This is a genomic window from Bradyrhizobium sp. Leo78 (assembly GCF_059512425.1).
In genome coordinates this window covers 80,757-92,708 of sequence record NZ_JCAMOT010000013.1, presented here as the reverse complement: position 1 = coordinate 92,708, position 11,952 = coordinate 80,757, and the positions used below count along the sequence as shown (strand labels likewise).

Annotated in this window: 12 protein-coding genes; 9 read left to right on the top strand and 3 right to left on the bottom strand. The window is 62.5% G+C overall.

The window, feature by feature from the left end:
• Nucleotides 1-28 precede the first annotated feature (28 nt).
• Nucleotides 29-811, bottom strand: coding sequence for an SDR family NAD(P)-dependent oxidoreductase (locus AC5ZG1_RS18665; RefSeq protein ID WP_456641222.1), 783 nt, complete (start codon nucleotides 809-811; stop codon nucleotides 29-31).
• 166 nt (nucleotides 812-977) lie between these two features.
• On the opposite strand from AC5ZG1_RS18665, the gene AC5ZG1_RS18660 reads away from it, so the two are divergent.
• From AC5ZG1_RS18660 to AC5ZG1_RS18650, 3 genes are read left to right on the top strand one after another with little or no spacing between them, the layout of a single operon-like run.
• On the top strand, nucleotides 978-2,153 hold the full coding sequence (locus AC5ZG1_RS18660) for a zinc-dependent alcohol dehydrogenase (protein ID WP_496133706.1): 1,176 nt from the start codon (nucleotides 978-980) through the stop codon (nucleotides 2,151-2,153).
• Between the two features lie 18 nt (nucleotides 2,154-2,171).
• Nucleotides 2,172-2,714 carry a hypothetical protein gene (locus tag AC5ZG1_RS18655; RefSeq protein WP_028161943.1) on the top strand — a complete coding sequence of 181 codons (543 nt, stop codon included), beginning with the start codon at nucleotides 2,172-2,174 and terminating at the stop codon, nucleotides 2,712-2,714.
• A gap of 19 nt (nucleotides 2,715-2,733) precedes the next feature.
• Nucleotides 2,734-3,495 (top strand): DUF305 domain-containing protein, encoded by a 762-nt coding sequence (locus tag AC5ZG1_RS18650; protein WP_496133705.1) that lies wholly within the window; start codon nucleotides 2,734-2,736, stop codon nucleotides 3,493-3,495.
• Here AC5ZG1_RS18650 and AC5ZG1_RS18645 read toward each other — a convergent pair.
• Nucleotides 3,492-3,749, bottom strand: coding sequence for a hypothetical protein (locus tag AC5ZG1_RS18645; protein ID WP_463327207.1), 258 nt, complete (start codon nucleotides 3,747-3,749; stop codon nucleotides 3,492-3,494). The two genes, AC5ZG1_RS18650 and AC5ZG1_RS18645, sit on opposite strands and share 4 nt — an antisense overlap.
• A gap of 11 nt (nucleotides 3,750-3,760) precedes the next feature.
• Entirely contained in the window at nucleotides 3,761-6,070 is a 2,310-nt protein-coding gene (locus tag AC5ZG1_RS18640) for an FdhF/YdeP family oxidoreductase (protein WP_496133704.1), read from the bottom strand.
• A 174-nt stretch (nucleotides 6,071-6,244) separates the two neighbouring features.
• On the opposite strand from AC5ZG1_RS18640, the gene AC5ZG1_RS18635 reads away from it, so the two are divergent.
• The 6 genes from AC5ZG1_RS18635 to AC5ZG1_RS18610 all read left to right on the top strand — a co-directional run bounded on the left by AC5ZG1_RS18635 (nucleotide 6,245) and on the right by AC5ZG1_RS18610 (nucleotide 11,940).
• Nucleotides 6,245-6,808, top strand: coding sequence for a c-type cytochrome (locus AC5ZG1_RS18635; RefSeq protein WP_496133703.1), 564 nt, complete (start codon nucleotides 6,245-6,247; stop codon nucleotides 6,806-6,808).
• The gene (gene coxB, locus AC5ZG1_RS18630) at nucleotides 6,805-7,818 is read left to right on the top strand and encodes a cytochrome c oxidase subunit II (protein ID WP_496133702.1); all 1,014 of its coding nucleotides are present in this window, start codon (nucleotides 6,805-6,807) and stop codon (nucleotides 7,816-7,818) included. The genes AC5ZG1_RS18635 and coxB overlap by 4 nt, the downstream gene beginning before the upstream one ends.
• The gene (ctaD, locus tag AC5ZG1_RS18625) at nucleotides 7,815-9,728 is read left to right on the top strand and encodes a cytochrome c oxidase subunit I (protein ID WP_496133701.1); all 1,914 of its coding nucleotides are present in this window, start codon (nucleotides 7,815-7,817) and stop codon (nucleotides 9,726-9,728) included. Before coxB ends, ctaD begins: the two co-directional genes overlap by 4 nt.
• On the top strand, nucleotides 9,725-10,327 hold the full coding sequence (locus tag AC5ZG1_RS18620; protein ID WP_456641230.1) for a cytochrome c oxidase subunit 3: 603 nt from the start codon (nucleotides 9,725-9,727) through the stop codon (nucleotides 10,325-10,327). The genes ctaD and AC5ZG1_RS18620 overlap by 4 nt, the downstream gene beginning before the upstream one ends.
• 328 nt (nucleotides 10,328-10,655) lie before the next feature.
• Nucleotides 10,656-11,549, top strand: coding sequence for a cytochrome c oxidase assembly protein (locus AC5ZG1_RS18615; protein WP_130222818.1), 894 nt, complete (start codon nucleotides 10,656-10,658; stop codon nucleotides 11,547-11,549).
• Nucleotides 11,533-11,940, top strand: a complete 408-nt coding sequence (locus tag AC5ZG1_RS18610; protein WP_496133700.1) for a c-type cytochrome — start codon at nucleotides 11,533-11,535, stop codon at nucleotides 11,938-11,940. Before AC5ZG1_RS18615 ends, AC5ZG1_RS18610 begins: the two co-directional genes overlap by 17 nt.
• The last annotated feature ends 12 nt before the right edge of the window (nucleotides 11,941-11,952 follow it).

The window sequence follows — 11,952 nt, the reverse complement described above, 5'->3', positions numbered from 1 at the left end:
TGGCCGCGAAATTCCGCCTTACGCGTCGCTACGATTTCGCCGTGCCCGGCTCGGCCATCTTGCGATGTTGCCGCGCCAGCACGCCAGCGGGCAGCACGTTGGCAACGGCCGATTGGATCTTGTTCTTGATGCCTGTGACGATGTCGCCCTTGCCGCTCATCATCGCCTCGAAGCCGGCCTTCGCGACTCCAGCCGCATCGTCCTTCTTGGCTGTGCCGACGCTGGTATCCATCATATCGGCGCGGCGGAAGAACTCGGTTTCGGTCGCACCCGGCATCAGGCAGGTCACGGTGACGCCGGTGCCGCGCAGCTCCTCGCGCAGCGCAAATGAGAATGAATCCAGAAATGCCTTACTGCCATTGTACACCGCCTGGAAACTGCCCGGCATGAAACCCGCGATCGAGCCGGTGATCAGGATGCATCCAGCGTTGCTGCGGCGCATATCATTGCCAACGCGGTGGATGAGATAGACGGTCCCGGTGATGTTAGTATCGATCACCCGTCTGACCCGGTTGAAATCCTGATCGAGGAACGCATGGCCGAGCCCGACGCCGGCATTCGCAAGCAAGGCATCGACCCGACGCCCCTTGGTCGCTGCATAGAGCCGGTCGACGCCCTCTGTGGTCGACAGATCGGCGTCGACCGCATCCACCTTTCCACCATGGCCGCGAAGCTCTTCGGCCGCGGTCTCGATCGCGGGCTCGTCAGCCGCGATCAGGAGATCGAAGCCTGCGCGGGCGCAGCACCTGGCAAGTTCCAGACCGATGCCGGTGGAAGCGCCGGTGACGACGGCAAATTGTCCCTGAGACATGCGAACTTCCTCAACTTGTGCGTTTGCCAATCAACCACCATCGCGAACCGCCGTTCCTATTACCTCCGCAGTGCGCTCAGCCGGCTCAGCAAAAAACTGAAAGGCAGCTAGCAACCATCGTCGGTGATCCGACTTTGGCATTTCGTTCGGATACCGGAGGCAAGGCATGAGAGCGCTGGTCTGGCACGGCAAGGAAGATATTCGTTGCGACACCGTCACCGATCCCGAGATCGAGGATCCGCGCGATGCCATCGTCAAGGTCACGAGCTGCGCGATCTGCGGCTCCGATCTTCACCTGTTTCACAACTTCATCCCGGGCATGCTGCCGGGCGACATCATGGGACACGAAATGATGGGCGAAGTCGTGGAGGTCGGCCACGGCATGGATGGAAAGCTGAAGAAGGGCGACCGGATCGTGGTGCCCTTCACTATCGTTTGCGGACAGTGCGAGCAGTGCAGACGCGGCAATTTCTCGGTATGCGAGACCACCAACCGCAAGCGGCATCTGGCCAACAAGGTATTCGGTCACACGACTGCCGGCCTGTTCGGCTACACTCATCTGACCGGCGGCTATCCCGGCGGCCAGGCCGAGTATCTGCGCGTTCCCTTCGCCGACACCACGCACATCAAGATCCCCGACGCCGTTTCCGACGAGCAGGCACTTTTTCTGGGCGATATCTTCCCCACCGGCTGGCAGGCCGCCGCGCAGTGCGACATCGAACCTACCGATACGGTGGCGATCTGGGGATGCGGCCCGGTCGGTCAGATGGCGATCCGCAGCGCGCTTCTACTCGGCGCGAACCAGGTGATCGCAATCGATTGCGTCCCCGAGCGGCTGAGCATGGCGGAAGCAGGCGGCGCGACCACCATCAATTTCGAATCCGAAAGCGTGGCCGAGCGCCTCAACGAACTCACCGACGGCAAAGGTCCGGAGAAATGCATCGACGCGACCGGCATGGAAGCGCATGTGATGGCCTCGCAGCCGGATACGCTGCTCGACCGCGCCAAGCAGATGCTGATGCTGGAGAGCGACCGCCCGCACGTGCTGCGCGAGATGATCTATGTCTGCCGGCCCTGCGGGGTGATTTCGATTCCGGGCGTCTACAGCGGTCTTTCCGACCACGTGCCGATGGGCGCCCTGATGAACAAGGGACTGACGGTCCGGTCCGGCCAGACTCACGTCAACCGCTGGACCGACGACCTGCTGCGGCGGATCGAGGAAGGTCAGGTCGATCCGTCCTTCGTGATCACCCACACCGTCGATTTGGCGCAAGGGCCCGAGATGTACAAGGTATTCCGCGACAAGCGGGACAGCTGCGTCAAGGTCGTGCTGAAGCCCTGAATATAGCGAGGCGAGAACATGTATTACGTTGCCAACATCATGCGATCCAAGGGTGACCCGAAGATCGTGCGCAGCGGCCCGAGCTCGATCGAGCCGGCCGACCGCCTCGCGCGAAGGCTTGGCTGGTTCAGCATCGGTCTTGGTGCGATGGAAGTGCTCGCGTCGCGGCGGATCACGCGCGCATTGGGGATGCGGGGAAGCGAAGGCCTCGTCCGCGCCTACGGCTTCCGCGAGCTGTTCAGCGGCGTCATGTCGCTTTCCGTGGACAAGCGTGCCGGCATGTGGAGCCGCGTTGCCGGCGACGGGTTGGACGCCGCTACACTGCTGTCCGGGTTCAGATATGACAACCCGAAGAAGCACAATGTCGCGCTCGCGCTCCTGATGGTCGGAGGGATCGCCTTCCTCGATTACAAGGCTGTTCAGCAGACGGTGGCGCGCTCGCCGAGGCGTGGCGGGGGACGGCGCCTCTATGCCGACCGGAGTGGCTTCCCGAAGGGGTTAGAGGCCGCACGAAGTTCCGCGAAGAACCTCCTTGGCCGGGCAGCCGTCGGAGCGTCGTAGATGAAATGGGCGTGACGCCTTGCGGCAACACCCGGACGCGAATGGCACGCAGAACGAAATCGCACTGGCTCGCGGCGGCCGAACTTGGCTCGTTCATGGCGCTTCCGCCTTCATGTATCCGCTGTTTGCTTGGCTGCGCTGGCCGCCGGGCGAAGCCCCCGAGAGCGACGCTCGGTTCGGCAAAGTATGGCTGAGCGGATCACTGGCGATCGTCATCGTGCTCGCCGGCATAACGCTATTGTCCAGCCTCGGCCGCGAGCTGCCTTGGATCGGCCGCGACAAGGTGTCGGATCAAACCTACATCCGCCACATGACCGCCCATCACGCACAGGGCATCGAGCTGGCCCGCTTGGGCATCAAGCGCGCCCAGGACCCACATCTGCGGTCGCTTGCCATGCTGATGGTCGCGAGCCAAACCGGCGAGAACAGGATTTTCGACAATTGGTGGCAAAGCTGGTTCGACACGGCCATGCCGGGCTGCTCGGCCGAGGAGCGCTCCGACATGCCGGGCTACCTCACCTCCGTGCAGATGCAGCAGGTCAGCGCCGCTTCACCGGACCAGTTCGATGCACTGTTCGTTGAAATGATGACCCTGCATCACAAGGGCGCGGTGAAGATGGCCGATCAGCAATGGCGCAGCGACGGCGACCCGCGCCTGCGCATCATGGCGCATGCGATCCGCCACGAGCAGCAAGGCGAGATCGCGCTGATGCACGGCGCAGCCGGCATCGCGGCCGTCACTGCGGCGTTTCGAAACATGTTCGCCGACAACGTGAACTAGAGCATTTTCTGTTCTGATTGAATCAGAACCGAAGCTCTAGATTCTTGTTTTGACGCGTTTTCTTCACGCGAACCGGTGTCCACTTCGCTCGAAAACGCTCTAGCGTAAGGCTCCGGCTTGCGGCGCGACGGCTTGACGACCTTGTCAGTGTTGCGGTCGGTATCGTCGAGCGGCGGGCCGTCATCGGGCCTTGGCGGCATATGGTGGCCGCCCTGCTTCTCCTGGATGCGCTTCTGCTCCTCTTTGTCGGACATGATCACCCTCCTCACGCCGCACGCACATCGGCCCTGACCCGCACTGGAATCGACTTCGCCGCCGGCGTCTTGGCCTTCTTCTCGTGATGCCAAAGCGGCAATAGCGGATTGCATTCGGGATAGTAGCCCGCAATACACCCTTCCGGGATGTTGTAGGCGACAACCCGAAGCCCGCCGACCTCCCGCTTGACGCCGTCGTTCGCGGCCGTGGCGAGCGTGACAACGCTTCCCTCCTTCAACGCAAAGCGATCGATGTCGTTGGGATGCATCAGCACGACATAGCGCGACCCGTGGATACCGCGGAAGCGGTCGTCGTAGTTATAGATGGTGGTGTTGAACTGGCCGTTGCTGCGCAGCGTGATGAGCTGGACGATGTCGCGATCCTCAGGCCGCATGTCGATATCGGTTGCAAGCGAATCCGGCGTGATGAAGTTCGCCTTGCCGGTCTTCGTGTTCCATCGGCGCTCGCGAGCGCCGAGCGGGCGATGGAAGCCGCCGGGTTTCCAGAGCCGCGCGTTGAAATCGTGGAAGATGTCGGGATAGGTCGCCGCGATCGCATCGCGGATCCCGCTATAGTCCGCCACCCATGCATCCCATGGAATGGTCGAGCGTGTGGGTGCCGCAGCCTTCGCCAATTCGGCGATGATTCTTGGCTCGGACAGCAAGTCGGAGCTCGCCGGCCTCACCTGCCCCCAGGAGCCATGCATGCAGCCGGTGGAATCCTCCATCGAGACCGCCTGCCGCCCACTCTCCTGCTCGTCGATCTCGATGCGGCCGAGGCATGGCAGGATGTAGGATATCTCGCCATGCACCAGCGCCGTGCGGTTGAGCTTGGTCAGGATGCTCACCGTCAGGCGCAGCCTGCGCCAGGCAGGCTCGACCCGTCGGTGGTCGGGAACGGAACGAACCAGGTTGCCGCCGAGCAGCACCACAGCGCGCACAGAACCATCGATGATCTTCTCGCAAGCTTCGACTGTCGTCGCACCTTTCTGTGCGGGCACATTGATGCCGAACAATTCCCTGATCTTGTCCTTCGGCACCATGTCCGGCTTCTCGGTGATCCCGACGGTGCGCTGCCCCTGGACGTTGGAATGCCCGCGTACCGGGCAGATGCCGGCGCCAGGACGTCCGATATTGCCGCGCATCAGCGCGAGGTTGACCATGGTCTGGACAGTTTCAACGCCCCGTTCGTGCTGGGTCAGGCCCATGCCGTAGATGAACATCACTGATTTGGCATGCACGTAGACTGTGGCGGCAGCTTCCAGTGCATTGCGTGTCAAGCCAGAGCGGCGCTCGATCTCTACCCACTCGCAATCCTTCACGGCGGCGGCGAATTCGTCCCAGCCATGCGTATGCTCGCGGATGAAATTCCAATCAATGACCGGATCGGAAGGGCCGGCCTTCTCGTCGAGCGCCAGCAGCACCTTGGCAATGCCGATGATTGCCGCTGTGTCGCCGCCGGTCTTGACTTGATGATATTGCGAGGTGATGCGGGTTGGCGATCCCATCAGCATTTCGCCGGGCGCCTGAGGGTTGACGAACTCCTCCAGACCCCGTTCTCGCAGCGGATTGAACGTCACGATCGGCACGCCACGACGCGACGCCTCCTGCAGCTCGTGCAGCATCCGCGGGCTGGAGGTGCCGACATTCTGTCCGAAGAAGAAAATGCAGTCGGTCTTGCTGAAGTCGTCAAGCGTACAGGTGCCGACCGGTACACCAATGCTCTCCGGCAATGCCACCGACGTCGTCTCGTGACACATGTTGGAACTATCGGGCAGGTTGTTGGTGCCGTAGGCACGCGCGAACAGCCCGTACATGAAGGACGCCTCCAGTGAGGCTCGGCCGGAGGTGTAGAACACCACGCTATCGGGCTGCAGCGCCTTCAGTTCGCGGCCAATCTCGCGGAACGCCTCCTCCCAGCCGACCGGCACATATTTGTCGCGCGCAGCATCCCAGCGCATCGGGTGGGTCAAGCGGCCGGCAGCCTCGAGGTGGTGATCGTCCCAGGCCTCGAGCTCAGCGAGCGGCTTGTCGGCGAAGAATTCCGGTGTCACGCGTTTGTGCGTGATCTCCCACGTGGTCGCCTTGGCGCCGTTCTCGCAGAACTCGAACACGCGCGGATCGGCCGGCTTCGCCCAGGCACAACTGACACACATGAAGCCGTCGGGTTTGTTCTGGCGGAGCAGAACGCGCGGGCCCGTGAACGGCACGTGATCGCGCGCGAGACTCCGTGCAAGGGACCCTACCGACCCCCATCCACCGGATGGGCGCTCATACGGTTCGACTTCGAGGTCTGCGCTCAGCTTGCGTTTGGTGCTCATGGTAGGTCCTTGGCGAAAGGCTTGTCTCGCTAATTCTCCCATTCAAGCTCCATCCGCGACGTTCGTTCCTAAGCTCTTCATGGGCCTTGCCATTTCGCGCAACTATTCGAGGAACTTTGCTCCAGGCCATCGATTACGAGTCCGACGTCTCTTGTGCTCCCGGCAGATCGAAGCATGCGCATGGCCAATCTCATTATCGGTCTCGCGATTGTTGTGGCGGGATGCCAACGGGAGGAACGACAACTGCGGCTCGATCCACCGGTGGCGGAGGCGCTCGACAAGATCGCGCTGATGCCGAACCGCATCAGCGGCGCGCCGCCCGACGTGTATTTTGCGCTGGAGAAGCCGTACGAGGCCAATGCCTACAATCTGAGCCAGGGCAAGCGACTGTACTCATGGTTCGGCTGCAAGGCCTGCCACGGCAGTGGCGAAGGCGGTATCGGCCCCAGCTTCCTCGATGGCTGGTGGTACTACGGCCCCGAGATGGTCTCGATTTTCGCATCGATCAGGGATGGCCGGCCACACGGCATGCCAGCCTATCGGGACAAGATGACAACCGATCAGATCTGGCAGCTAGCGGGTTATGTGCAGACGATCGGCTCCTATTCCGGCAAGACCGCCGCCCCTTCCCGCAACGACGAAAAGCACACGCGGCCTGCGGAAAACCGCGCGCCGGCGAAAATCCTGTTCGACCCGGGACCGACGCCGCTCCATCCGGATCAAGGGCCGACGCCGTGATACGACACGCGACCGGGCTTGTATGCGTCGTTACACCTGCGCTCCTGCTGGCCGGCTGCAGTGGCTGGCAGTCGGCGCTGGATGCGCATGGCGCACCAGCGATGAGCCTGAAGCAATTGATCATCTTGGTCGTAGCGGTGTGCTCCGTGGTCTGGATGCTGGTGATGATCGTGCTGATCATCACCTTGTCGCGCAATCGCCCGGAACGTCCGTTGCCGATCGCACCGCAGCCTTCGACGCAGCGGCGCATGACAATCACCATCGTCGCCGCGGTCGCGGCCACGACCGTCGTCATCAGCGGATTCACCGTCATGAGTTTCTTTGCGACGCGCGCGCTGGGCGTTACCGCCAACGACGAGTTGACGATCAAGGTGCGCGGCCTGCAGTGGTGGTGGAGCGTCGAATATTTTGGCGCGAGCCCGGAGGAACGGTTCGAAACCGCCAATGAGATTCACATTCCCGTCGGTCGCAACGTACGTCTCCGGCTCGAGGGGCTCGACGTCATCCACTCCTTCTGGGTGCCTAGCCTAGCCGGCAAGCAGGACCTTGTCCCGGGCCGCGCCAACGAGCTGCTCATTCGCGCCGAAAACCCTGGCATCTATCGCGGGCAGTGCGCGGAATTCTGCGGAATGCAGCATGCGCACATGGCGTTCCTGGTCATTGCGGAAGGCGAGGCTGAATTCGACAGGTGGACAAGCGCACAGCGGCAGCCGGCCATCCAGCCATCCGAAGAAGAGCTCGCTGCAGGCCAGCACGCGTTTCTCGCGAAGCCATGTGCAGCTTGCCACACGGTTCGCGGCACGGCGGCATCGGGCACGACCGGTCCCGACCTGACCCATATCGGCGGCCGTAAATACATCGCTGCTGGCCTGTTCGAGACAACACGCGGATCGCTCGCGGCGTGGATCGCCGACCCGCAAACGATCAAGCCAGGCAATAATATGCCCACGGTGCCGCTCACGCCCGAGGAGCTGCGCGCGGTGTCGGCCTATCTGGCGAGCCTGAAATGAAGGCGAACATAAGCGGACCGTATACGCGCGACACCGATCTCGAGCGAAGCCAGCTGAAGGCCGAGCTCGCGGAAACCTGGAAGACGCCTTGCGGATTGTGGGGTGCGCTTGCAACGGTCGACCACAAGATCATCGGCCGACGCTACATCCTGACGGCCTTCGTGTTTCTCGCGCTTGGGGGCATTCTCGCCGCGCTGATGCGGATCCAGCTCGCACAGCCGGAAGCGCGCTTGATGGGGCCAGACCGCTATAACCAGATCTTCACGATGCACGGTGCGAACATGATGTTCCTGTTTGCTGTGCCCGTGATGGAAGCGATGGCGGTGTATCTGGTGCCGCTGATGGTCGGCACGCGCAACATCGCCTTTCCTCGGCTGAATGCGTTCTCCTACTGGATCTATCTCGCCGGAGGTGCGCTGCTCTGGCTCTCCTTTGCGCTCGACATGGCTCCCGACGTCGGCTGGTTCGCCTATGTGCCACTCTCCGGCCCGCAATACGGCGCCGGCAAGCGTGCCGACATCTGGGCACAGATGATCACGTTCACCGAGCTCTCGGCGCTAGCCGTGGCCGTCGAGCTCGTCGTGACGATCTTCAAGCAGCGCGCGCCGGGCATGACGCTCGACCGCATTCCCGTGTTCGTCTGGGCAATGCTGGTAACCGCGTTCCTTGTCATCATGGCGATGCCGGCGATCATGGTCGCGAGCACCAGCCTGATTCTCGACCGGCTCGTCGGCACGCACTTCTACAATCCCGCTGAAGGCGGTGACGTGCTGTTGTGGCAGCATCTGTTCTGGTTCTTCGGCCACCCCGAGGTTTACATCATCTTCCTGCCGGCGGCCGGCATGGTCTCCACGATGATCGAGCCGTTCGCCCGTCGTCCGGCATTCGGTTATCTCGCGTTGGTGATGGCCCTGATCGCAACCGGCATCCTGTCGTTCGGGCTATGGGTACACCACATGTTCGTCGCTGGATTGCCGAGGCTGGGCAACAGCTTCTTCACAGCTTCCAGCATGGCCATCGCGATCCCGGCCGGCATCCAGATCTTTTGCTGGCTCGGGACATTGTGGGATGGCAAGCCCCTGTTCGCGACGCCGTTGCTGTTCATCATCGGATTCATCGTCACCTTCGTCATCGGCGGACTGACCGGCGTGATGGTGGCCTCCGTGCCCTTCGACACCCAGGTCCACGACACTTATTTCGTCGTGGCGCATTTCCATTATGTGCTGATCGGCGGCGCCGTCTTCCCGCTGCTCGGCGCCGTCCACTATTGGTTTCCCAAGATCACGGGACGGATGATGAGCGAGACACTCGGGAAATGGTCGTTCTGGCTGATCTTCATCGGATTCAACCTCACGTTCTTTCCCATGCATATCCTTGGCCTGCAGGGCATGCCGCGCCGGATCTATACCTACCAGCCGGACATGCCATGGCATGGCATGAACCTGTTTGCCAGCCTGAGCGCAATCATCCTGGTCGCCGGTTTCCTGCTTTTCTTTCTCAATGCCATTGGCAGCGCCCGCTCCGGGGCGGCAGCTCGCGACAATCCGTGGGACGCGCCGACGCTGGAATGGGCGACGGCTTCGCCGCCGCCGAGCTACAATTTTGCGCGCATACCGGCCGTGAGCAGCTCCCATCCGCTCTGGGATCGCAGCGACATCCTTGCCGTCGCGAGCGGCTTGCGCACCGATCGGCGCGAACTGGTCGTCACCTCGCTGGTCACCGCCGAGCCGCAGGCGCGTGAGGCTTCGCCGCGGAATTCGATCTGGCCATTGTGGGCGGCGATCGCAACGACGGTGATGCTGATCTGGTCGATCTTCTCACCTTGGGCGGTGGTCTGGGGTTCGATCCCGATCGCGATCACCCTCATCGGCTGGTTCTGGCCGAAGGGCACGCCGGAGGACGAGTCATGAAGGAGAGAGTTACACTCGATCTCTCAAAGCTCCCCCTGCACGGCATGGGCAGCGCCAGTGTCACTTGGTGGGGCACGCTCGCCTTCATGCTGATCGAGGGCACCGGCTTTGGGCTCGTCCTCGCGGTCTATCTCTATCTCATGAGCCTGGCTGCGACCTGGCCGATCGATGCGCCGAAGCCCGACCTGCTGCCGGGCACGCTCGTCACGCTGATCCTGCTGGCAAGCCTCGTCCCGAACGTCTTGATGTCACGCTTGGCGGAGCAACAGGACCTCCGCAAGATCAGGATCGGAATGGTTGTGATGTCGCTCTTCGGCGTTGCGCCGCTGATCGTGCGTATCTTCGAATTTCCCGCACTTGGGATTAGCTGGGACACCAACGCCTATGGCTCGATCGTCTGGACGCTGCTGGGCCTGCACACGACCCACATCGTGACCGATCTCGTCGATACGCTAGTGCTCGCCGCGTTGATGTTCACCCGCCACGGCAACAATGCAAGGCGGTTCGGCGACGTCCAGGACAACGCGATGTATTGGAACTTTGTCGTCGCCACCTGGCTTCCGATCTACGGCTGCATCTACTGGATCCCGCGGCTATGAGCACGTCAAGGATTGTATCCCATCTTCTGCTCTGGGCCGGCCTCTGGCTCGCGCCGCTCGTCTGGGCCGTGAACATGCAACTCGGACAAATCCTGCCCTATGCTGACTGCCGCTCGCAACTGCATGCGTCCGCCATTGCCTCGTTCATAGGTTCCATGATCGCTGCCCTTGCGGGGCTTGCCTCATGGCGATCAGCGAGACCAGCATCTGCGCAGACTGCGGCATCCGACGAGACGGCTTCCTTTGTCGGCGTGCTCAGCAGCCTTGCCGCGCTTGTCTTCACTTTTGCCCTGCTTATGCAGGGCATTGCTTCGACGGTGCTGACCGGATGCGAAAGATAGCCTCTTCCCTGCTCATATTGCTGTTGGCAACCCCGGCGGATGCCCATGGCGTCGAGCAGTCTCTCGACGGCGCGAGCTGGACCTTCGACTGTTGGATCATTGTCCCTCTTCTCGCATTCGGCGGAATGTACGCCATTGGTGCGCTTACGCTGTCGCAGCGGCGAGGATGGAACGGCGGCGCCCGGAACTGGCGCGATATCGCCTGCCTCGTCGGCTGGCTTTCCCTTGCTGCCGCCCTGGTTTCTCCGCTGCACTGGCTCGGCGAACGTCTTTTCACGTTTCACATGGTGGAGCACGAGATCATCATGGCCGTGGCGGCACCGCTGATTGCCATCGCCCGGCCGGTTGGGACATTGTTGTGGTCGCTGCCGCGACGGACACGTCTGAATATGGGTCGCCTGATGCGGCATCCAGTCACCCGTACGACATGGAACTGGCTGAGCGCTGGACGCAACGCCACCTTGCTGCATGGCGTTGCGATCTGGGCATGGCATGCCCCGGTGCTGTTCGACGCCGCGGTCGACAACCTGCTGCTGCATCGACTACAGCATCTCAGCTTCTTTGTGACGGCGGTGTTGTTCTGGTGGTCAGTATTTCGCCGCAGCGAGACAGGCGCGGCGGCCTGGCACGTGTTCGTTACCATGCTGCACACTAGCTTGCTCGGCGCGCTGATGGCGCTGGCACCGCGCGTGCTCTATCAGCAGCAGACGGCCGCGTCCGCGGCTTGGGGCCTGACGCCGCTGGAGGATCAGCAACTCGCCGGGATTATCATGTGGGTGCCGGCAGGCACGATCTACGCTGGCGCCGCGCTGGCGCTGATCGCGATCTGGATCAAGGGAGCGGGAAAGACTGCAGGACAAGCCGATGTCGTCGCTCCCTAGACCTCGCGTGTGGGTACTCGTACTTACAGCAATCTGCGTCGCTGCAGCTATCGCGGCGCAGCTTGCGTGGAACTCCCAACATCAGACGGAGAGGGTTGCCCGTGCGATGACCGGTGGCGATCCTTCGCACGCGCCGGAGATCATGCGCCGTTACGGCTGCACGGGATGCCACACGATCCCGGGTGTTGCCGGCGCCGACGGCCAAGTCGGCACGCCGCTCGCAGGTCTGCGCGGCCGTGTTTACATTGCCGGCGTCGCGGCGAACTCGCCCGACAACCTGGTTCGGTGGATCGTGGCGCCGCAGGCCTTTTCGCCGCGCACGGCGATGCCGGCCGCCGGAATCACCGAGGCTGAGGCGCGCGATGTCGCCGCCTATCTCTACGCCCGGTAACATGAGGAATAG

What these genes read in the sequence shown, in the direction of transcription:
- AC5ZG1_RS18620 (WP_456641230.1), top strand. Translation starts at nt 9,725, where the DNA reads ATGAAGGAGAGAGTTACACTCGATCTCTCAAAGCTCCCCCTGCACGGC.
- ctaD (WP_496133701.1), top strand. Translation starts at nt 7,815, where the DNA reads ATGAAGGCGAACATAAGCGGACCGTATACGCGCGACACCGATCTCGAG.
- AC5ZG1_RS18665 (WP_456641222.1), bottom strand. Translation starts at nt 811, where the DNA reads ATGTCTCAGGGACAATTTGCCGTCGTCACCGGCGCTTCCACCGGCATC.
- AC5ZG1_RS18655 (WP_028161943.1), top strand. Translation starts at nt 2,172, where the DNA reads ATGTATTACGTTGCCAACATCATGCGATCCAAGGGTGACCCGAAGATC.
- AC5ZG1_RS18615 (WP_130222818.1), top strand. Translation starts at nt 10,656, where the DNA reads ATGCGAAAGATAGCCTCTTCCCTGCTCATATTGCTGTTGGCAACCCCG.
- AC5ZG1_RS18610 (WP_496133700.1), top strand. Translation starts at nt 11,533, where the DNA reads ATGTCGTCGCTCCCTAGACCTCGCGTGTGGGTACTCGTACTTACAGCA.
- AC5ZG1_RS18640 (WP_496133704.1), bottom strand. Translation starts at nt 6,070, where the DNA reads ATGAGCACCAAACGCAAGCTGAGCGCAGACCTCGAAGTCGAACCGTAT.
- AC5ZG1_RS18635 (WP_496133703.1), top strand. Translation starts at nt 6,245, where the DNA reads ATGCGCATGGCCAATCTCATTATCGGTCTCGCGATTGTTGTGGCGGGA.
- AC5ZG1_RS18645 (WP_463327207.1), bottom strand. Translation starts at nt 3,749, where the DNA reads ATGTCCGACAAAGAGGAGCAGAAGCGCATCCAGGAGAAGCAGGGCGGC.
- AC5ZG1_RS18660 (WP_496133706.1), top strand. Translation starts at nt 978, where the DNA reads ATGAGAGCGCTGGTCTGGCACGGCAAGGAAGATATTCGTTGCGACACC.